Raw genomic sequence first — 19,692 nt, 5'->3', positions numbered from 1 at the left:
GGCTCGTGCGCCGTACCGTATTCAACGAGGACCACGAGGCGTTCCGGGAGACCATCCGCGCCTTCATCGAGGCCGAGGTCGTCCCCGTCTACGACGAGTGGTTCGCCGCGGGCCAGGCGCCGCGCGAGTTCTACGACAAGCTCGGTGAGCTCGGCATCTTCGGCATCAACGTCCCCGAGGAGTTCGGCGGCGCGGGCCTGGACACCCACAAGTTCGAGGCCGTCCTGTACGAGGAGACCTCGCGCGCCGGCGTCCAGTTCGGCGGCTCCGGCGTCCACGTGCTGCTCGCCCTGCCGTACATCAAGATGCTCGCCACCGACGAGCAGAAGAAGCGCTTCCTGCCGAAGTTCGTCACCGGCGAGGAGATGTGGGCGCTCGCCATGACCGAGCCGGGCACCGGCTCCGACGTCGCGGGCATGAAGACCACCGCCAAGCTCTCCGAGGACGGCACGCACTACGTCCTCAACGGCGCCAAGACCTTCATCACCGGCGGCGTCCACGCCGACCGCGTGATCGTCTGCGCGCGCACCTCCGCCCCGTCGGCCGAGGACCGCCGCTTCGGCATCTCCCTCTTCGCCGTCGACACCAAGTCCGAGGGCTACTCCATCGGCCGCAAGCTGGACAAGCTGGGCCTGCGCACCTCCGACACCGCCGAGCTCGCGTTCGTCGACGTCAAGGTCCCCGTCGAGGACCTGATGGGCGAGGAGGGCAAGGGCTTCTCCTACCTCGGCCACAACCTGGCCTCCGAGCGCTGGGGCATCGCCTTCGGCGCCTACGCCCAGGCCAAGGCCGCCATCCGCTTCGCCCAGCAGTACGTCACGGACCGCACGGTCTTCGGCAAGCCGGTCGCCTCCTTCCAGAACACCAAGTTCGAGCTGGCCGCCTGCCAGGCCGAGGTCGACGCCGCCGAGGCCGTCGCCGACCGCGCCCTGGAGGCCCTCGACGCGGGCGAGCTGACCCCGGCCGAGGCCGCCTCCGCCAAGCTCTTCTGCACCGAGGTCGCGCACCGCGTCATCGACCGCTGCCTCCAGCTGCACGGCGGCTACGGCTACATGAACGAGTACCCGATCGCCCGTCTGTACGCCGACAACCGCGTCAACCGCATCTACGGCGGCACCAGCGAGATCATGAAGTCGATCATCGCCAAGTCGATGGGCCTGTAAGTGCCCGACGCTCACACGGCTCTGGATGACCTGCTCGATCTCCTCGACCTGGAGCGGATCGAGCAGGACATCTTCCGGGGCGAGTCCCGGCCCTCGATCGTCCCCCGCGTCTTCGGCGGCCAGGTGGCCGCCCAGGCGCTGGTGGCGGCGGGCCGGACCGTCCCCGAGGACCGGCTCGCCCACTCGCTGCACGCGTACTTCCTGCGCGCCGGCGACCCGGGCGCGCCGATCGTCTACAACGTCGACCGGATCCGCGACGGCCGCTCCTTCACCACCCGCCGGGTGGTCGCGGTCCAGCACGGCCGGCCGATCTTCCACCTCGCGGCGTCCTTCCAGACGTACGAGGAGGGGCTCGACCACCAGGTGGAGATGCCGCCCGCCCCGGACCCGGAGTCACTGGAGACGCCGGCCGAGATGCTCCCCCGCCACCTCCCCCGCGAGGTCGCGGACCGGCTGATCGAGTCCCGCGCGGCGGTGGATCTGCGCTATGCGGAGACGCCCCCGTGGGGGACGGTCGGAGAGCCGCGCGAACCGCGCTCCCAGGTGTGGTTCCGTACGAACGGCAAGCTGGCCGACGACCCGCTCCTGCACGTCGTCCTGGCCACGTACGTCTCCGACATGACGCTGCTCGACTCGGTCCTCCTCGCCCACGGGCGGGGCGGCTGGGCCGTCGGCGATGTCGTGGGGGCCTCGCTGGACCACGCCATGTGGTTCCACCGCCCCTTCCGGGCCGACGAATGGCTCCTGTACGACCAGGAGTCGCCGACCGCGTCCGGCGGGCGCGGCCTCGGCCAGGCCCGGATCTACACGCAGGACGGGCGCCTGGCGATCTCCGTCATCCAGGAGGGTGTCGTTCGCATCCCGCGCCGATGACCGGACATACCGTCCGGGCATGGCGGAACAGGGAGAGAGCACCTTCACGGTGATCGTGGCGGCGGCGGCGAACCTCGGGATCGCCGTCGCCAAGGCCGTCGCGGGCATCGTCAGCGGCTCCAGCGCCATGCTCTCGGAGGCCGCCCACTCGGTCGCCGACACCGTCACCGAGGCGATGCTGCTCACCGCCCTCAAACGGAGCGAGAAGCCGGCCGACGAGGACCATCCCGTCGGATACGCGGGCGAGCGCTACGTCTGGGCGATGCTGGCGGCGGTCGCCACCTTCGTGGGCGGCGCGGTCTTCTCGATCTACGACGGCGTCCACACGCTCACCCACGGCGAGGAGCTCGGCGACCCGACGGTCTCGTACGTCGTCCTCGGCATCGCCTTCGTCCTGGAGGCCTTCTCGCTCCGGACGGGTGTGCGGCAGGTCAGGGCGGAGGCGGACCGCATGAAGACCCCCTTCGCCCGGTACCTGCGCCTGACCGCCGACACCACCGTCAAGGCGGTGGTCATGGAGGACTCGGCGGCCCTGGTCGGCCTCCTGCTGGCGGCGGGCGGCCTCCTGGGCGGCCAGATCACCGGCTCCGGCGTCTGGGACGGCGTCGCGTCGATCCTCATCGGCGTCCTGCTCGTGTACGTGGCCTGGGTACTCGGCCGCTCCAACGCCGAACTCCTCGTCGGCCGCCCGGTACCGCGCGCGATGCGCTCCGAGATCCGCGAGGAGCTCCTCTCCGTCCCCCACGTCATCGGCGTCCTCGACCTGATCACCCTGATCCAGGGCCCCGGGGAGGTCCTGATCGCAGCGAAGATCGACTTCCGCGACGTGGCGTCGGCGGAGCAGGTGGAATGGGCGTGCGAGGACGCGGAGTCGCAGCTCAGGGAGCGCTTCCCGTCGATCCGCCGCGTGTACCTGGACCCGACACCGGGCGTGGAACAGCGCCGGACCGCCCCCTGACGGGGCTCAGGCGAGCCCCGCCGCGTTCAGCGTGTACTCCGTCAGCGGTTCGTAGAAGCGCGGGTCCAGGACGTGGTCGTCCAGGGGGATCGTGACCTGCATCGTGCCCTCGGCCTCGCCGAGGAAGAGGGCGGGGTCGTTGCAGTCGGCGTAGCCGACGGAGTCGATGCCCCGCTGGCCCGCGCGGCCCGCCCAGCCGTGGTCCGCGATCACCAGGTCCGGGCGGCCGGGCTCCCCGAGCGCGTCGAGGATCGCGTTCATCGGCTCCGGGGAGTGCGTGTGCCACAGGCTCGCGCCGCGTTCGAAGACGGCGACGTCGGCGAACTGCACGACGTACCCCTCGTCGGCGACGAGCCCGCCGGGGATCCGCACGATGTCGCAGCCCTGGGCCCGCAGCGCGGCGGCGACCCGGCTGTGGACGTCGATGAGCGAGCCGGGGTGCCCGGTCGCGAAGAGGACCCGCTCGCGGCCCGCGGCGGCCTTGCGGAGGCGGGCGGCCATCCGGTCGAGGCCGTCGACGGTGAGTTCCGGGTCGATGGTGTCCTGGCCGATCCGGTGGGCGGGGTCGTCGACGACCCCGCACCGCTCGGCCATGACGGCGAGCACGTCCTGCTCGTCGGTCCAGCGGTCGCCGAGTTCGAGGCCCAGCCAGTAGTGCCGGTCGCCGTTGGCGAGCTTGCGGTAGTGGGAGAGGTTGTTGTCGCGCGGGGTGGCGACGTCTCCCGCGATCCGGGTGCGGACGAGGTGCTCGACGAGGGCGGGGCGGCTGAGTATCGGCATGGGGATCATTCTGGCGGAGCCCCGGACGCCGAGGACAACTATTCCGAGCTCTGGACTACGCGCCCAGCGCGCCGAACGCCCCGTGCGCCAGGCGCCGCAGCAGGTCCTCCATGGGGCCGCGGCCGAGCGCCGCCAGGTGCGGGGTGGAGTTCAGGAGGCCGAAGACCGCGTGGACGGCCGTGCGGGACTCCGACTCCCCCGCGTCGGGGTACAGCTCGCGGACGACCGCGACCCACAGTTCGACGTACTGCCGCTGGAGCTGCCGCACCCGCTTGCGGTCCTCGTCCTTGAGCCGGTCGAGCTCGCGGTCGTGGAGGGTGATCAGCGGCCGGTCGTCGAGGGCGAAGTCGATGTGTCCGTCGATGAGGGAGCCGAGCAGGGCGCGCGCGTCCCCGTCGGACTCCTCGGCCCGCAGCCGTCCCCCGTCGAGCAGCCGCTCGCTGATGCCGACGAGCAGCTCGGCGAGCATCGCGTCCTTCCCGGGGAAGTGGCGGTAGAGGCCGGGGCCGCTGATGCCGACGGCGGCCCCTATCTCGTCCACGCCGACGCCGTGGAAGCCGCGCTCGGCGAAGAGGCGGGCGGCTTCCTTGAGGATCTGCTCGCGTCGCGTCGGGGCGTCCGTCCGGGTGGGGCTCGTGGTCATGGATTCGATTCTAGACAACCCGGTTAGCGGTCGTTAACCTTGACGTCGTACGTTAACGCTCATTAACCGGACAAGGGAGATCGGTCGATGCAGCAGGCACCTGTGCTGTCGAGTGCGGCGGATCCCGCCTCGCCGGCCTGGCAGGCCAACGAGGCGGCCCATCACGAGCTGGCCGCGACCCTGCGCGCCAAGCTCGCGGCCGCCGCCCTGGGCGGCGGCGAGAAGTCCAGGGCCCGGCACACCGCGCGCGGCAAGCTGCTGCCCCGGGACCGGGTGGACACGCTGCTCGACCCGGGCTCGCCGTTCCTGGAGCTGGCCCCGCTGGCGGCGAACGGGATGTACGGCGACCAGGCCCCGGCGGCCGGCGTCATCGCGGGCATCGGCCGGGTCTCCGGGCGCGAGTGCGTGATCGTCGCGAACGACGCGACCGTCAAGGGCGGCACGTACTACCCGATGACGGTGAAGAAGCACCTGCGGGCGCAGGAGGTGGCGCTGGAGAATCGTCTCCCCTGCCTCTACCTGGTCGACTCGGGCGGCGCCTTCCTGCCGATGCAGGACGAGGTCTTCCCCGACCGGGAGCACTTCGGCCGGATCTTCTACAACCAGGCCCGCATGTCCGGCGCCGGCATCCCGCAGATCGCGGCCGTCATGGGCTCGTGCACGGCCGGCGGCGCGTACGTCCCGGCGATGAGCGACGAGGCCGTGATCGTGCGGAACCAGGGCACGATCTTCCTGGGCGGTCCGCCGCTGGTGAAGGCGGCGACCGGCGAGGTCGTGACGGCCGAGGAGCTCGGCGGCGGCGAGGTCCACTCGCGGATCTCCGGCGTCACCGACCACCTCGCCGAGGACGACGCGCACGCGCTGCGCATCGTCCGGAACATCGTCGCCACGCTCCCCGAGCGCGGCCCGCTGCCCTGGAAGGTCGAGCCGGCCGAGGAGCCGAAGGTCGACCCGTACGGTCTGTACGGCGCGGTGCCGGTGGACTCCCGCACCCCGTACGACGTGCGCGAGGTGATCGCCCGGGTCGTGGACGGCTCCCGCTTCCAGGAGTTCAAGTCCGAGTACGGGCAGACGCTGGTCACCGGCTTCGCCCGGATCCACGGCCACCCGGTGGGCATCGTCGCCAACAACGGCATCCTGTTCGCCGAGTCCGCCCAGAAGGGCGCGCACTTCATCGAGCTGTGCGACCAGCGCGGGATCCCGCTCGTCTTCCTGCAGAACATCACCGGCTTCATGGTCGGCAAGGCGTACGAGCACGGCGGCATCGCCAAGCACGGCGCCAAGATGGTCACGGCCGTGGCCACCACCCGGGTGCCGAAGCTGACGGTCGTCGTCGGCGGTTCGTACGGCGCGGGCAACTACTCGATGTGCGGCCGGGCGTACTCCCCCCGCTTCCTGTGGATGTGGCCCAACGCCAAGATCTCGGTCATGGGCGGCGAGCAGGCCGCGTCCGTCCTCGCGACCGTCAAGCGCGACCAGCTCGGCGACGGATGGAGCGCCGAGGAGGAAGAGGCCTTCAAGGCCCCGATCCGCGAGCAGTACGAGACGCAGGGCAGCGCCTACTACGCGAGTGCCCGGCTGTGGGACGACGGGGTCATCGACCCGATGGAGACCCGGCAGGTCCTCGGCCTCGCCCTGACCGCCTGTGCCAACGCGCCCCTGGGTGACCCCCAGTTCGGCGTCTTCCGGATGTGAGGGGTACTCGGAGAATGTTCGACACCGTCCTTGTGGCCAACCGGGGCGAGATCGCCGTCCGCGTCATCCGCACCCTGCGGGAGATGGGCGTGCGCTCGGTGGCCGTCTACAGCGACGCGGACGCCGACGCCCGGCACGTACGGGAGGCGGACACGGCGGTACGGATCGGTCCGCCGCCGGCCGCCGAGTCGTACCTGTCCGTCCCGGCGCTGCTCGACGCGGCGAAGCGGACCGGGGCGCAGGCCGTCCACCCCGGGTACGGCTTCCTCGCGGAGAACGCGGGCTTCGCGCAGGCCTGCGCGGACGCGGGCCTCGTCTTCATCGGGCCCTCCGCCGAGGCGATCGCCCTCATGGGCGACAAGATCCGGGCGAAGGAGACCGTGAAGGCGGCGGGCGTCCCCGTCGTGCCCGGCGCGGCCGACCCGGAGATCGCCGCCGCGGCCCGTGAACTGGGCGCGCCCGTCCTGCTGAAGCCCAGCGCGGGCGGCGGCGGCAAGGGCATGCGCCTCGTGCGGGACCTGGCGGTCCTGGACGAGGAGATCGCGGCGGCCCGCCGGGAGGCGCGGGCGTCCTTCGGCGACGACACGCTGCTCGTGGAGCGGTGGATCGACCGGCCCCGGCACATCGAGATCCAGGTCCTGGCGGACACCCACGGGAACGTGGTGCACCTCGGCGAGCGCGAGTGCTCGCTCCAGCGGCGCCACCAGAAGATCATCGAGGAGGCGCCGAGCGTCCTCCTCGACGAGGCGACCCGCGCGGCGATGGGCGCGGCGGCGGTCGAGGCGGCCCGGTCCTGCGGCTACGTCGGCGCGGGCACGGTCGAGTTCATCGTCCCGGGCGTGGACCCCTCCGCGTACTACTTCATGGAGATGAACACCCGTCTCCAGGTCGAGCACCCGGTCACGGAGCTCATCACGGGCCTGGACCTGGTGGAGTGGCAGCTGCGGGTCGCGGCGGGCGAGGCGCTGCCGTTCGCGCAGGACGACATCCGCCTGGACGGCTGGGCGATCGAGGCCCGCATCTGCGCGGAGGACCCGTCCCGGGGCTTCCTGCCCTCGGGTGGCACGGTCCTCGCCCTGAACGAGCCGCAGGGCAACGGCGTCCGCACGGACTCGGGCCTCTCGGAGGGCACGGAGGTCTCGTCCCTCTACGACCCGATGCTGTCGAAGGTCATCGTCCACGCGGCCGACCGCCCGACGGCCCTCCGCAAGCTCCGCGCGGCCCTCGCCGACCTGGTCACCCTGGGCGTCCCGACGAACGCGGGCTTCCTCCGCCGCCTCCTGGCCCACCCGGACGTGGTGTCGGGAGAGCTGGACACGGGGTTGGTGGAGCGGGACGCGGAGAGCCTGGTGCCGCAGGGCGTCCCGGACGAGGTGTACGCGGCGGCCGCGGCCGTACGGCGCGCCGAGCTGGCCCCGGCGCCCCGGGGCGGCTGGACGGACCCGTTCGACGTGCCGAACGGGTGGCGCCTCGGCGGCGCCCCGAAGCCGCTCGCCTTCCCGTTCCGGGTACCGGGACTCGAACCCGTCACGGTCGAGGCGCCGGACCGGGCCCGGGTCACGGACACCGCGGTGACGGTCACCGCGGACGGCATGACCCACACCTTCCACCGCGCCGCGGCCTGGTTGGGCCGTGACGGCGACTCCTGGCACGTCCTGGATCACGACCCCGTCGAGGCCGCCCTCTCCGGGGCCCGGCACGGAGGGGCCGACACGCTCGCCGCGCCCATGCCCGGGACCGTCACCGTCGTGAAGGTGGCCGTCGGGGACGAGGTGGAGGCCGGGCAGAGCCTGCTCGTCGTCGAGGCGATGAAGATGGAGCACGTCATCTCCGCCCCGCACGCCGGCACCGTCACCGAGCTGGACGTCACGCCCGGCACCACCGTCGCCATGGACCAGATCCTGGCCGTGGTCACGCCCCGTGAGGAGGAGGAAGCGGCATGAGCGGACTGCCGATGACCGTGTCGGACCCCGCCCTGCCCGCCCGGGTGCGGATCCACGAGGTCGGTGCCCGGGACGGGCTGCAGAACGAGAAGACGGCCGTCCCGACCGACGTGAAGGCCGAGTTCGTGCGGCGGCTCGCCGCCGCCGGTCTGACGACCGTCGAGGCGACGAGCTTCGTGCACCCGAAGTGGGTGCCGCAGCTCGCCGACGCGGAGGAACTGTTCCCGCGGGTTCGGGACCTCCCCGTCCGGCTCCCCGTGCTCGTGCCGAACGAGCGCGGGCTCGACCGGGCCCTCGCGCTCGGCGCCCGCGAGGTCGCCGTGTTCGCCTCGGCGACCGAGTCCTTCGCGAAGGCCAATCTGAACCGGACCGTCGACGAGGCGCTCGCGATGTTCGAGCCGACCGTCACCCGGGCCATAGAGTCCGGGCTCAAGGTGCGCGGCTATCTGTCGATGTGCTTCGGCGATCCCTGGGAGGGCGCCGTCCCCGTCGAGCAGGTCGTGCGGGTCACCAAGGCCCTCGCCGACATGGGCTGCGACGAGCTGAGCCTCGGGGACACCATCGGCGTCGCGACGCCGGGCCATGTCCAGGCGCTGCTGACCGCCCTGAACGAGGCCGGCGTCCCCACCTCCCGTATCGCCGTGCACTTCCACGACACGTACGGGCAGGCCCTGTCCAACACCCTGGCCGCCCTGCGGCACGGGGTGACCACCGTCGACGCCTCCGCGGGCGGCCTCGGCGGATGCCCGTACGCGAAGAGCGCGACCGGCAATCTCGCCACCGAGGACCTCGTGTGGATGCTCGACGGCCTCGGCATCGAGACCGGGGTCGATCTGGCCGCCCTCACCGCCACGAGCGTGTGGATGGCCGAACAGCTGGGCCGGCCCAGCCCCTCCCGTACCGTCCGCGCCCTCTCCCACAAGGAGTGACGAAAGACATGTCCCTCGACCACCGGCTCACCGAAGAGCACGAGGAACTCCGCCGTACCGTCGAGGAGTTCGCCCACGACGTCGTGGCGCCGAAGATCGGCGACTACTACGAGCGGCACGAGTTCCCGTACGAGATCGTCCGCGAGATGGGCCGCATGGGCCTGTTCGGGCTGCCGTTCCCCGAGGAGTACGGCGGCATGGGCGGCGACTACCTGGCCCTCGGGATCGCCCTGGAGGAGCTGGCCCGCGTCGACTCCTCCGTGGCCATCACCCTGGAGGCCGGCGTCTCGCTCGGCGCCATGCCGGTCTACCGCTTCGGTACGGAGGAGCAGAAGCGCGAGTGGCTGCCGAAGCTGTGCGCCGGCGAGATGCTCGGCGCGTTCGGCCTGACCGAGCCGGGGGCGGGCAGCGACGCGGGCGGCACCCGCACCACCGCCGTCCGCGACGGTGACCACTGGGTCATCAACGGCTCGAAGTGCTTCATCACCAACTCCGGTACGGACATCACGGGTCTGGTGACGGTCACGGCGGTCACCGGCCGCAAGCCCGACGGCCGTCCGCTGATCTCCTCGATCATCGTCCCGTCCGGCACCCCGGGCTTCACGGTCGCCGCCCCGTACTCGAAGGTCGGCTGGAACGCCTCGGACACCCGTGAGCTCTCCTTCGACGACGTCCGTGTCCCGGTGGAGAACCTGCTCGGCGAGGAGGGCCGCGGGTACGCGCAGTTCCTGCGGATCCTGGACGAGGGCCGGGTCGCGATCGCGGCGCTCGCGACGGGTCTCGCGCAGGGCTGTGTGGACGAGTCGGTGAAGTACGCGAAGGAACGTCACGCCTTCGGCTCGCCGATCAGCACCTACCAGGCCGTCCAGTTCAAGATCGCCGACATGGAGATGAAGGCCCACATGGCCCGGATCGGCTGGCGGGACGCGGCCTCGCGGCTCGTGCTCGGCGAGTCGTTCAAGAAGGAGGCGGCGATCGCGAAGCTGTACTCCTCCACGGTGGCCGTGGACAACGCCCGCGAGGCGACCCAGATCCACGGCGGCTACGGCTTCATGAACGAGTACCCGGTGGCCCGCATGTGGCGCGACTCGAAGATCCTGGAGATCGGCGAGGGCACCAGCGAGGTCCAGCGGATGCTGATCGCCCGCGAGCTCGGCCTGCCCGCCTGACGGGACGCGCAGGAGAGAGAAGGGGCGCGCGGCCCGAGCCGCGCGCCCCTTCCTTGTGCCTGCTGGTTGTGCCTGCTAGCCGGCCGTCACTCCGGCGCCCTGGCCGGGCGTGGCGTTCCACTCCCGGATCCGGGCCGCGAGGTCCACGAGCCGCGTGTCCAGCGGGCCCACGGCGATGTAGAACAGGGACTCGTCCACCGGCTTGTCGTCACCGCCCCACCGGACCACACCGTCGCACTCCGCGAGGATGGCGCGGACGGTGTCGAGCTGGAGCGGGAACAGGGAGCCCTGCGTCGCCCCGATGCCCGGGCGGATCCGCACCGCCGTTCCGGACGCGAGGTTCGACTCCGGGTGGCGGCGGCGCACCTCCTTGGCGGGGCGCCAGCCGACGAGGTCCCCGGCGTGGAGCTCCTCCACCTCGTAGTGGAAGCGGCGCACCACGTGGAGCAGGACGGTCTCGACGTCGCCGATCCACACCGGCACGTCAAGGCCGGTGCCGGACACCGAGCGCGTCCACACCTGGGAGTCGCGGTCGACGTTGGCCTGGATCGTCCAGCCGTTGGCGGACGTCGCCGGGCGCTTGGGCTTCCGGGTGCCCGCGACGGCGGCCGTGGCGGCCCCCGTGCCGGCTCCCGTGCCCGGCGCGGCCGTGGCGGTGGCGGACAGGACCGGGCCGAGGGCGGCGGCCGCGCCCACGACGGCGGCGGTCCGCACGACCGTACGCCGCGTCATCTTCTGCTGCATGTGCTTCGTTCTCCTCTCAAGTCTTCTCAGAACAGCCCGATCGCCAGGAAGGGCGCCAGGGAAGCCACCGCGCACACCGACCAGTACACGGACCTCGGGACGGGTCTCCGGCGCCGCAGGCGCACGTTCACCAGGCCCCAGACGAGGCCGTAGATCCCGACGACCGGTACCACGATGACCAGCCACAGCCACATGCCGTCGTTCTCGTTCGGGTCCCGCTCAGTCCACCCGAGGGCGGCGAGCGGCCCGTTGGCCAGGACGTACCAGACCAGGAAGTACGGAACGATTCCCGGCACGCCGAGCAGCAGGTTCACCCCGGCCGGCACGAGCAGCTTCCTCATGTGCACATTCTTCGCGATCGGTGGGGGCCGCTAGACGCGGCAGAGCGCGTTGTAGTTCTCCAGGACCTGGTAGAGGCCGACGAGCTCCTGTCCGTACTTCTGCGCGTCGCTGCCGGTGCCGTTGTACCGGGCCAGCAGCGCCTGCGTGTCGGCGAGGCTGGTGGTCAGCGACGGCGAGGGGATGCTCAGCTGGTAGGAGTTGTACATCGTGAGGTACGCGACGGAGCGGATGTTGTACTCGGGGTCCTGGAGCTGGTCCCAGACCGCCTTCTTGTCGGCGCTGGTCAGCGGGCTCGCGTTGAGGAGGCCCTGCTGGATGCAGTAGTTCCGGGCCTCGATGGTCACCCAGGCGAAGATCTGGCCCCAGCCCGTGCTGCAGTCCTCCCTCAGGCCGGCCGCCACGGCCGTGTCGGAGACGGCGTCGAGCGGGTTCAGCTTGCGCAGCTCCCACAGGACTGGGGCCTGGATGAGCGCCTTGCGGACCTTGAGCGTCCTGGCGAGGTTGGTGAACAGCCAGTCGTAGCTGAGGACCGCGTCGAAGGCCTCGGTGGTGGTGTTGATCCCGTAGGTGACCCAGTCGCCGTCCGCGGTCCAGCCCTCGCCGCCCGTCTCCGGGACGCCGATGGAGGTGAGGTAGGACTGGACGTCCGCGAGCATGGACGCCCGGTACTTGGTCTTGTCGAAGTCCTTGTCCAGGCCGGAGACGATGCCCGCCGGCGGGTAGAAGTCGTTCTGGCCCTGGTCCCGGCCGGAGGCCATGTCGTTGTCGATGTTGATCGCACCGGTGCCGGAGCCGACCGTGATCGTGGAGATCTGGTCGAAGGCCCACTTCGTCGGCAGCGGGTAGCCGAGGTTTCCGGAGAAGCCGGCCGACATGTCGGAGACGAAGGCGGTCTCGGCGTACCCGGCGTCGGTGACGCGCTGGCAGATGTTGCGGGGGCCGTAGACGCCGACCCGGTAGCCCGAGTTCTCGCTGACGGTACGGGAGATGCCGCGGAAGTGCGGGAGGATGAAGTCGGTGACCTCGCCGTCCATGGCGTCGTAGTCGACGGCGAAGTAGATGATCGAGCCCGGCTTGAAGCCGTGCGCCCGGGCCCATTCGACGGCGTTGGACGCGTCGACGCAGCCCTGGCCGTACTTGAAGTAGCTCGCCGAGTCGGAGAACGTCTGGTAGATCGGGAAGCAGCGCAGCCCGTAGTTCTTGATCGTCTCCAGCTCGCCCGGCTGGATCTGCTTCTCCGGCAGGCTGGTCTTCGAGGGGTTGTAGAGGTACCGGCCGACGTACGTGTAACCCGCGTTGACGAGGGTCTGGGCGCGCTCCGGCGTGATCTTGGTGACGCAGTCGCAGGCGCTGCCCTTGCGGGTCTGGTCGCCGTACGAGACGAGCAGCGAGGACCAGGTCGAGTAGTCGCCGACTCCGGTGACCGGCAGCATGGAGAAGGCCTGGAAGGTCTCGACCTCGCTCTGGACCCCGCCGGTGAACTCGCCGAAGAGGACGTTGCGCTTGTTGAGGACCATGGCGGCCGTGAACAGGTACGCCCAGGTGCTGCTGTTGCCCTGGCCGACGGTGTGGGACTTCAGGCCGGACTGGGTGCCGGGGCCGAAGTTGCCGTTGGCGACGCCGTCGGCCATGCCCAGCTCGTACTGGATGGCGAACAGCATGGACTTCGCGACGTCGCGGGAGTGGTGGCCGTCGCAGGGGATGATGTAGAAGTCCCGGCGGTTCACGTACCGGGCGTTCAGCCACCGCTGGACGGTGCGGATCTGCTCGTTGGCGCCGGCGGTGCTGACGTACGCGTCCATGGTGAGCAGGGCCTTGACGACCTTCGGCTCCAGGGACGTGCCCGGGTAGGCGCCGTCCACGCCCATGTGGAGCTTGAGCTGCGCCACGGCGCTCTGCACCCGGCTGTTGTAGGTGCCGTCGATCTCGCCGCCGTCGTAGCCCTTGCAGTACAGGGCGGACTGGATGATGCGGCAGAAGTTCGCCGAGGGCATCGTCGAGGCGTTGAGGCTCGGGTACTTCGACTGCAGCGTGGACAGCGTGGTGGGGCCGAAGGAATTCGACAGGCTGGTGAGGCCCATCTCGTACTGGAGGGCCCGGGTGAGGGCGTACATGACCGTCCAGCCGGTCTTGCCGTCCTCCTCCAGCTTGGATATGCCCAGCATCGCCCCGTTGTTGTAGGTCGAGTTGATGAAGCGCTGGGCCCTCTCGACCATCGCGTCAGCCATGAATCTCCTTCGTTCTAAGGCAACGCACGCGGAGAGGCTTCACGCCGTCGCCTAAACGAGGAGCCCCCACCTCTCCCGAAACAGCCGAACCTTAGCCGGATGATCCACTAGTGATCAATATGAGGTTAGGCTAACCTTCCTTTCCATGACTCACGCCGAGACCGCCCCCTTCCAGTTCTTCTCCCTCCGGGTCGACCGGACGCGGCGCCTCGGCCCGTCCCTGGTCCGGGTCACCTTCACCGGGGAGGACTTGAAGGACTTCGCCACCGGGGGCCGCGACCAGTCGCTCTCCCTCTTCCTGCCGCACCCCGGCCAGGAGGCGCCCGTCCTGCCGCCGCTCGACGACCCCGACATGTACGCGATCCTGGGCGCCTGGCGCGCGATGCCCGCCGACGAGCGGGCCGTGATGCGCTCGTACACCGTCCGCGAGCAGCGCACCGAGCCCGTGAACGAGGTCGACATCGACTTCGCGCTCCACGCGGAGACATCAGCCGCCGGCCCGGCGGGCGTCGGCCCCGCCTGCCGCTGGGCCGGCCGCGCCGAGCCCGGTGACCGGGTCGTGGTCCTGGGCCCGGCGGTCGCCGCCAACACGGGCGTCCGCTTCCAGCTGCCCGAGGACGCCGACTCCGTGCTGATCTGGGCCGACGAGACCGCCCTGCCCGCCGCCTCCGCGATCCTGGAGTGGCTGCCGGCCGAGACCCGCGCCCGGGTGTTCCTCGAAGTGCCGTACTCCGGCGACCGGACGGAGCTCGCGACCGAGGCGGACGCGACGGTCACCTGGCTCGTACGGGAGGAGGGGGCGCCGTCCGGCGTCGAGGCCGTCGCGGGCGCCGAACTGCCCGGCGAGAACCCGTACGTGTGGATCGCGGGCGAGTCCGCCTCGGTGAAGGCGCTGCGCCGCCACTTCGTACGGGAGCGGGGGCTCGACCGCCGCCGGGTCACGTTCGTCGGCTACTGGCGCAAGGGCCTGTCGGAGGACGCCCTGCGCGAGGTGCCGGAGGACACGGACGAGACGCAGGCAGACGTCTGAGGTTTCCGGCCATTCGCCGACCGCCCCTCGACCCATCGGAGTCGGGGGGCTTTTCCGTGGTCAAAATTAGGTTAGGCTAACCTTACTTAAGCCGAACCGAGTCCGCTCCCGGAAGGGCCCCCACATGCGTTCCCATCTGCTCAACGACACGACGGCGGAGAGCTACCGGCGCTCCGTCACCGAAGGAGTGGAGCGGGTGGCGAGGAAACTCGCCACGACGCGGGGCCCGTTCACCGGCGTCACGCCCGCCGACCTGGCACCCGCCGTCGACGCCGTCGACCTCGACCGGCCGCTCGGCGACCCCTCCGCCGCCCTCGACGAGCTGGAGAGCGTCTACCTCCGCGACGCCGTCTACTTCCACCACCCCCGGTACCTCGGGCACCTCAACTGCCCCGTGGTCATCCCCGCCGTCCTCGGCGAGGCCGTCCTCTCGGCCGTCAACTCCTCGCTCGACACCTGGGACCAGAGCGCCGGCGGCACCCTCATCGAGCGGAAACTGATCGACTGGACCGCCGGCCGGATCGGCCTCGGCCCGCTCGCCGACGGCGTCTTCACCAGCGGCGGCACGCAGTCCAACCTCCAGGCGCTGCTCCTCGCCCGCGAGGAGGCCGGCACCACCGACCTGTCGAAGCTGCGGATCTTCTCCTCCGAGTGCAGCCACTTCAGCGTCCAGAAGTCGGCCCGGCTGCTCGGCCTCGGCCGCGACGCCGTCGTCTCCGTCCCCGTCGACCGGAACAAGCGGATGCAGTCCGTCGTCCTCGCCGCCGAGCTGGAGGCCTGCCGCGCCGAGGGCCTGATCCCGATGGCGATCGTCGCCACCGCCGGCACCACCGACTTCGGCTCCATCGACCCGCTGCCCGAGATCGCCGCCCTGGCCGCCGAGTACGGCGCCTGGATGCACGTCGACGCCGCGTACGGCTGCGGACTGCTCGTCTCCCGGACCCGCCGCCACCTCCTGGACGGCATCGAGCGCGCCGACTCGGTCACCGTCGACTACCACAAGTCCTTCTTCCAGCCGGTGAGTTCCTCCGCCGTCCTGGTCCGCGACGGAGCCACCCTGCGCCACGCGACGTACCACGCGGACTACCTCAACCCGCGCCGGACACTGGCCGAGCAGATCCCCAACCAGGTCGACAAGTCCCTCCAGACCACCCGCCGCTTCGACGCGCTCAAGCTGTGGATGACCCTGCGCGTGATGGGCGCCGACGGCATCGGAGAGCTCTTCGACGAGGTCTGCGACCTGGCGCGGGAGGGCTTCGAGCTGCTCGCCGCCGACCCCCGCTACGACGTCGTGGTCGAGCCGCAGCTCTCCACCCTCGTCTACCGCTACGTCCCGGAGGCCGTCACCTCCCCCGCCGAGATCGACCGGGCCAACCTCCACGCCCGCAAGGCGCTCTTCGCCTCCGGCGAGGCCGTCGTCGCCGCCACCAAGGTCGGCGGCCGCCAGTACCTCAAGTTCACCCTGCTCAACCCCGAGACGACGCCGGCCGACATCGCCGCAGTCCTCGACCTCATCGCCGGCCACGCCGAGCAGTACCTGGGAGAGACCCTTGTCCACGCAGCCTCTTGATTTCATCGGCATCGGGCTCGGTCCGTTCAACCTCGGACTCGCCTGCCTGACCGAGCCGATCGCCGAACTGAACGGCGTCTTCCTGGAGTCGAAGCCGGACTTCGAGTGGCACTCGGGGATGTTCCTCGAAGGCGCCCACCTGCAGACCCCGTTCATGTCGGACCTGGTCACCCTCGCGGACCCGACCTCGCCGTACTCCTTCCTCAACTACCTGAAGGAGAAGGGCCGGCTGTACTCGTTCTACATCCGCGAGAACTTCTACCCGCTGCGGACCGAGTACGACGACTACTGCCGCTGGGCGGCCGCGAAACTGACGTCGATCCGCTTCTCGACGACGGTCGCCTCGGTCGCGTACGACGCGGCGGAAGAGCTCTACGTGGTGACCACGACCTCCGGAGAAACGTTCCGTTCGCAGCGGATCGTCCTCGGCACCGGCACCCCGCCGTACGTTCCGGAGACCTGCGAGGGCCTCGGCGGCGACCTCATCCACAACTCGCGCTACCTCCCGCACAAGGAGGAGCTCCAGAAGAAGAAGTCGATCACCCTGGTCGGCAGCGGCCAGAGCGCCGCCGAGATCTACTACGACCTCCTGAGCGAGATCGACGTCCACGGCTACCGTCTGAACTGGGTGACCCGCTCCCCCCGCTTCTTCCCCCTCGAATACACCAAGCTCACCCTGGAGATGACCTCCCCGGAGTACGTGGACTACTTCCACGGCCTGCCCGAGCAGACCCGCTACCGCCTGGAGACGGAGCAGAAGGGCCTCTTCAAGGGCATCGACGGCGAGCTCATCGACGCGATCTTCGACCTGCTCTACCAGAAGAACCTCGACGGACCGGTCCCCACGCGCCTGCTCACCAACTCGTCGCTGGACTCGGCCGCGTACGACTCCACGACGGGCACGTACACGCTCGGCTTCCGCCAGGAGGAGCAGGAGAAGGACTTCACGGTCGAGACCGAGGGCCTGATCCTCGCGACCGGCTACAAGTACACCGTCCCGGCCTTCCTGGAGCCGGTCGAGGACCGCATCCGCTTCGACGGCCGGGGCCGCTTCGACGTGGCCCGCAACTACGCGATCGACACCACCGGCCGCGGGATCTTCCTCCAGAACGCCGGCGTGCACACGCACTCGATCACCTCGCCGGACCTGGGGATGGGCCCGTACCGCAACGCGTACATCATCGGGGAGATGCTGGGGTCGGAGTACTACCCGGTAGAGAAGACCATCGCGTTCCAGGAGTTCGCCGTATGAGCATCGACATCCGCCCGCTCGACCCCCTCGCGGACGCCGAGCTGATCCACCCCTGGGTCACCCACCCCAAGGCCGCGTTCTGGATGATGCAGGACGCGAAGCTCCAGGACGTCGAGCGCGAGTACATGGCGATCGCCGCGCACCCGCACCACGACGCCTTCATCGGCCTCGTCGACGGCGAGCCGGCCTTCCTGATGGAGCGGTACGACCCCGCGCAGGTCGAGCTGGTCGGGCTGTACGAGCCGCAGCCCGGCGACGTGGGCATGCACTTCCTGGTCGCACCGACCGACACCCCGGTCCACGGCTTCACGCGTACGGTCATCACCGCCGTCATGGCGGAACTGTTCGCCGACCCGGCGACCGCCCGCGTGGTCGTCGAGCCGGACGTCCGCAACAAGGCGGTGCACGCGCTCAACGAGGCCGTCGGCTTCGTGCCCGAGCGGGAGATCCGGAAGCCGGAGAAGAAGGCCCTGCTGAGCTTCTGCACCCGCGCCCAGTTCGAGACCGCCGTGGGAGCGTCCATATGAATCCCGTCGCACACCTCACCCCCGAGCGCTGGGCCGCCGCCAACCGGGCCCTGATCCGCAAGGGCCTCGCCGAATTCGCCCACGAGCGGCTGCTCGACCCGAAGGAGCTGGGCGAGAGCCGCTACCAGGTCCTCAGCGACGACGGCACGACCGAGTACCGCTTCACCGCCGACCGCTTCGCGCTCGACCACTGGCAGGTGTACCCGGACTCGATCAGCCGCCACCGGGGGGACGAACAACTCCCTCTGGACGCCCTCCAGTTCATCATCGAACTGCGCTCGTCCCTCGGTCTGAGCGACGAGATCCTCCCGGTCTACCTGGAGGAGATCTCCTCCACCCTGGCCGGAACGGCCTACAAGGCGACCAAGCCGCCCGTGACCTCCGCCGAGCTGGCCCGCGCCGGCTTCCAGGCGATCGAGACCGGGATGACCGAGGGCCACCCCTGCTTCGTCGCCAACAACGGCCGGCTGGGCTTCGGCGTCGACGAGTACCGGGCCTACGCCCCCGAGGCCGCGAGCGGGATCCACCTGATCTGGCTCGCGGCCCACCGCGACCGCGCGACGTTCACGGCCGGGGCGGACGTCGAGTACGACGGTTTCATCCGCGCGGAACTGGGCGAGGCGACGGTGGACGCCTTCGCGGCGACCCTCGCGGCCCGGGGCCTGGACCTGTCGGACTACCTCCTCATCCCGGCCCACCCCTGGCAGTGGTGGAACAAGCTGTCCGTCACCTTCGCCGCCGAGGTGGCGCAGGAACGCCTGGTGTACCTGGGCGAGGGCGACGACACGTACCTGGCGCAGCAGTCGATCCGCACCTTCTTCAACACGACGGACCCGGCCAAGCACTACGTGAAGACGGCCCTCTCGGTCCTCAACATGGGCTTCATGCGGGGGCTTTCGGCGGCGTACATGGAGGCCACGCCGGCGATCAACGACTGGCTGGCGCAGCTCATCGACTCCGACGAGGTCTTCGGGGCGGCGCGCTTCTCGATCATCCGCGAGCGGGCGGCGATCGGCTACCGGCACCTGGAGTACGAGGCCGCGACGGACCGCTACTCGCCGTACCGGAAGATGCTGGCGGCCCTGTGGCGCGAGTCCCCGGTGCCGCGCCTGGCGGAGGGCGAGCGCCTGGCGACGATGGCGTCCCTGCTGCACCTGGACCACACGGGCGCGTCGTTCGCGGGCGCGCTGATCAAGGAGTCGGGCGAGGAGCCGGCGGCGTGGCTGCGCCGCTACCTGGACGCGTACCTCCTCCCGGTCCTGCACAGCTTCTACGCGTACGACCTGGTGTACATGCCGCACGGCGAGAACGTGATCCTGGTGCTGGACGAGCGGGGCGCGGTGGACCGGGCGGTCTTCAAGGACATCGCGGAGGAGATCTGCGTGATGGACCCGACGGCGGTCCTCCCGCCGGCGGTGGAACGCATCCGCGCGGAGGTCCCGGAGGACATGAAGGTCCTCTCCGTCTTCACGGACGTCTTCGACTGCTTCTTCCGCTTCCTGAGCGCGACGCTGGCGGCGGAGGGCACGTTGCCCGAGGACGACTTCTGGCGCACGGTCGCCGAGTGCGTACGTGACTACCAGCGGTCGAAGCCGGAACTGGCGGAGAAGTTCGCGCGGTACGACCTGTTCGCGGAGACCTTCGCCCTCTCCGCCCTCAACCGCCTCCAGCTCCGCAACAACAAGCAGATGGTGGACCTGGCGGACCCGTCGGCGGCCCTCCAGCTGGTCGGCGACCTGGTGAACCCGATCGCACGGTTCGCCTGACCCCGAATACGTGCGAGCCCCGGCGGAGTACGGTCCTCCGCCGGGGCTCGCATCTGTCCGTGATCAGCCCGCGCGAAGGA

General features: G+C 70.5%; 17 protein-coding genes. 12 read left to right on the top strand and 5 right to left on the bottom strand.

Annotation, left to right across the window (positions count from 1 at the left end; translation table 11 throughout):
• Positions 1 to 5 precede the first annotated feature (5 nt).
• The 3 genes from ACFYX3_RS27515 to ACFYX3_RS27505 are packed head-to-tail and all read left to right on the top strand — an operon-like array spanning position 6 to position 2,994.
• Positions 6 to 1,163 carry an acyl-CoA dehydrogenase family protein gene (locus ACFYX3_RS27515; RefSeq protein WP_382658685.1) on the top strand — a complete coding sequence of 386 codons (1,158 nt, stop codon included), beginning with the start codon at positions 6 to 8 and terminating at the stop codon, positions 1,161 to 1,163.
• Entirely contained in the window at positions 1,164 to 2,036 is an 873-nt protein-coding gene (locus tag ACFYX3_RS27510; protein WP_389018511.1) for an acyl-CoA thioesterase, read from the top strand.
• A gap of 19 nt (positions 2,037 to 2,055) precedes the next feature.
• Entirely contained in the window at positions 2,056 to 2,994 is a 939-nt protein-coding gene (locus tag ACFYX3_RS27505) for a cation diffusion facilitator family transporter (RefSeq protein WP_389018508.1), read from the top strand.
• Positions 2,995 to 3,000: 6 nt separating this feature from the next.
• On the opposite strand, the gene ACFYX3_RS27500 is transcribed toward ACFYX3_RS27505, so the two are convergent.
• Positions 3,001 to 3,774: a phosphatase gene (locus ACFYX3_RS27500; protein ID WP_382658688.1), complete on the bottom strand. Its 774-nt coding sequence runs from the start codon at positions 3,772 to 3,774 to the stop codon at positions 3,001 to 3,003.
• A gap of 55 nt (positions 3,775 to 3,829) precedes the next feature.
• A complete protein-coding gene (locus ACFYX3_RS27495) occupies positions 3,830 to 4,417 on the bottom strand; it encodes a TetR/AcrR family transcriptional regulator (protein WP_382658690.1) in 588 nt (195 codons plus the stop codon).
• Positions 4,418 to 4,504: 87 nt separating this feature from the next.
• On the opposite strand from ACFYX3_RS27495, the gene ACFYX3_RS27490 reads away from it, so the two are divergent.
• From ACFYX3_RS27490 to ACFYX3_RS27475, 4 genes are read left to right on the top strand one after another with little or no spacing between them, the layout of a single operon-like run.
• Complete coding sequence (locus ACFYX3_RS27490) at positions 4,505 to 6,112, top strand: carboxyl transferase domain-containing protein (protein ID WP_184929822.1); 1,608 nt, start codon at positions 4,505 to 4,507, stop codon at positions 6,110 to 6,112.
• A gap of 14 nt (positions 6,113 to 6,126) precedes the next feature.
• Positions 6,127 to 8,055, top strand: a complete 1,929-nt coding sequence (locus ACFYX3_RS27485) for a biotin carboxylase N-terminal domain-containing protein (protein ID WP_389018505.1) — start codon at positions 6,127 to 6,129, stop codon at positions 8,053 to 8,055.
• Positions 8,052 to 8,984, top strand: a complete 933-nt coding sequence (locus ACFYX3_RS27480) for a hydroxymethylglutaryl-CoA lyase (RefSeq protein ID WP_376584395.1) — start codon at positions 8,052 to 8,054, stop codon at positions 8,982 to 8,984. The genes ACFYX3_RS27485 and ACFYX3_RS27480 overlap by 4 nt, the downstream gene beginning before the upstream one ends.
• 8 nt (positions 8,985 to 8,992) lie before the next feature.
• On the top strand, positions 8,993 to 10,153 hold the full coding sequence (locus tag ACFYX3_RS27475) for an acyl-CoA dehydrogenase family protein (RefSeq protein WP_359510845.1): 1,161 nt from the start codon (positions 8,993 to 8,995) through the stop codon (positions 10,151 to 10,153).
• 75 nt (positions 10,154 to 10,228) lie between these two features.
• On the opposite strand, the gene ACFYX3_RS27470 is transcribed toward ACFYX3_RS27475, so the two are convergent.
• Genes ACFYX3_RS27470 through ACFYX3_RS27460 form a run of 3 tightly spaced genes read right to left on the bottom strand, consistent with a single transcriptional unit; the run spans position 10,229 to position 13,467 of the window.
• A complete protein-coding gene (locus ACFYX3_RS27470) occupies positions 10,229 to 10,897 on the bottom strand; it encodes a hypothetical protein (RefSeq protein WP_389018500.1) in 669 nt (222 codons plus the stop codon).
• 26 nt (positions 10,898 to 10,923) lie between these two features.
• On the bottom strand, positions 10,924 to 11,238 hold the full coding sequence (locus tag ACFYX3_RS27465; RefSeq protein ID WP_382658703.1) for a hypothetical protein: 315 nt from the start codon (positions 11,236 to 11,238) through the stop codon (positions 10,924 to 10,926).
• Positions 11,239 to 11,268: 30 nt separating this feature from the next.
• Positions 11,269 to 13,467 carry a glycoside hydrolase domain-containing protein gene (locus ACFYX3_RS27460; protein WP_389018497.1) on the bottom strand — a complete coding sequence of 733 codons (2,199 nt, stop codon included), beginning with the start codon at positions 13,465 to 13,467 and terminating at the stop codon, positions 11,269 to 11,271.
• A 145-nt stretch (positions 13,468 to 13,612) separates the two neighbouring features.
• Between ACFYX3_RS27460 and ACFYX3_RS27455 the strand changes: the two genes are divergently transcribed.
• The 5 genes from ACFYX3_RS27455 (at position 13,613) to ACFYX3_RS27435 (ending at position 19,612) form a co-directional block, all read left to right on the top strand.
• Complete coding sequence (locus ACFYX3_RS27455) at positions 13,613 to 14,497, top strand: siderophore-interacting protein (protein ID WP_389018494.1); 885 nt, start codon at positions 13,613 to 13,615, stop codon at positions 14,495 to 14,497.
• 124 nt (positions 14,498 to 14,621) lie between these two features.
• Positions 14,622 to 16,067 (top strand): pyridoxal phosphate-dependent decarboxylase family protein, encoded by a 1,446-nt coding sequence (locus ACFYX3_RS27450; protein WP_389018491.1) that lies wholly within the window; start codon positions 14,622 to 14,624, stop codon positions 16,065 to 16,067.
• Positions 16,048 to 17,319 carry a lysine N(6)-hydroxylase/L-ornithine N(5)-oxygenase family protein gene (locus ACFYX3_RS27445; RefSeq protein ID WP_389018487.1) on the top strand — a complete coding sequence of 424 codons (1,272 nt, stop codon included), beginning with the start codon at positions 16,048 to 16,050 and terminating at the stop codon, positions 17,317 to 17,319. The genes ACFYX3_RS27450 and ACFYX3_RS27445 overlap by 20 nt, the downstream gene beginning before the upstream one ends.
• The gene (locus ACFYX3_RS27440; protein ID WP_389018484.1) at positions 17,316 to 17,846 is read left to right on the top strand and encodes a GNAT family N-acetyltransferase; all 531 of its coding nucleotides are present in this window, start codon (positions 17,316 to 17,318) and stop codon (positions 17,844 to 17,846) included. Before ACFYX3_RS27445 ends, ACFYX3_RS27440 begins: the two co-directional genes overlap by 4 nt.
• Positions 17,843 to 19,612 (top strand): IucA/IucC family protein, encoded by a 1,770-nt coding sequence (locus tag ACFYX3_RS27435; protein WP_389018481.1) that lies wholly within the window; start codon positions 17,843 to 17,845, stop codon positions 19,610 to 19,612. The genes ACFYX3_RS27440 and ACFYX3_RS27435 overlap by 4 nt, the downstream gene beginning before the upstream one ends.
• Positions 19,613 to 19,692 lie beyond the last annotated feature (80 nt).

The sequence above is a fragment of the Streptomyces sp. NPDC002463 genome (assembly GCF_042889835.1).
Lineage (GTDB): Bacteria > Actinomycetota > Actinomycetes > Streptomycetales > Streptomycetaceae > Streptomyces > Streptomyces nymphaeiformis.
Note: the sequence above shows the minus strand (reverse complement) of the source record. Positions and strands in the feature narration are given on the sequence as shown.

Coding starts and splice junctions, on each gene's coding strand:
- ACFYX3_RS27505 (WP_389018508.1), top strand. CDS start 2,056: ATGGCGGAACAGGGAGAGAGCACCTTCACGGTGATCGTGGCGGCGGCG.
- ACFYX3_RS27500 (WP_382658688.1), bottom strand. CDS start 3,774: ATGCCGATACTCAGCCGCCCCGCCCTCGTCGAGCACCTCGTCCGCACC.
- ACFYX3_RS27495 (WP_382658690.1), bottom strand. CDS start 4,417: ATGACCACGAGCCCCACCCGGACGGACGCCCCGACGCGACGCGAGCAG.
- ACFYX3_RS27490 (WP_184929822.1), top strand. CDS start 4,505: ATGCAGCAGGCACCTGTGCTGTCGAGTGCGGCGGATCCCGCCTCGCCG.
- ACFYX3_RS27485 (WP_389018505.1), top strand. CDS start 6,127: ATGTTCGACACCGTCCTTGTGGCCAACCGGGGCGAGATCGCCGTCCGC.
- ACFYX3_RS27480 (WP_376584395.1), top strand. CDS start 8,052: ATGAGCGGACTGCCGATGACCGTGTCGGACCCCGCCCTGCCCGCCCGG.
- ACFYX3_RS27475 (WP_359510845.1), top strand. CDS start 8,993: ATGTCCCTCGACCACCGGCTCACCGAAGAGCACGAGGAACTCCGCCGT.
- ACFYX3_RS27470 (WP_389018500.1), bottom strand. CDS start 10,897: ATGCAGCAGAAGATGACGCGGCGTACGGTCGTGCGGACCGCCGCCGTC.
- ACFYX3_RS27465 (WP_382658703.1), bottom strand. CDS start 11,238: ATGAGGAAGCTGCTCGTGCCGGCCGGGGTGAACCTGCTGCTCGGCGTG.
- ACFYX3_RS27460 (WP_389018497.1), bottom strand. CDS start 13,467: ATGGCTGACGCGATGGTCGAGAGGGCCCAGCGCTTCATCAACTCGACC.
- ACFYX3_RS27455 (WP_389018494.1), top strand. CDS start 13,613: ATGACTCACGCCGAGACCGCCCCCTTCCAGTTCTTCTCCCTCCGGGTC.
- ACFYX3_RS27450 (WP_389018491.1), top strand. CDS start 14,622: ATGCGTTCCCATCTGCTCAACGACACGACGGCGGAGAGCTACCGGCGC.
- ACFYX3_RS27440 (WP_389018484.1), top strand. CDS start 17,316: ATGAGCATCGACATCCGCCCGCTCGACCCCCTCGCGGACGCCGAGCTG.
- ACFYX3_RS27435 (WP_389018481.1), top strand. CDS start 17,843: ATGAATCCCGTCGCACACCTCACCCCCGAGCGCTGGGCCGCCGCCAAC.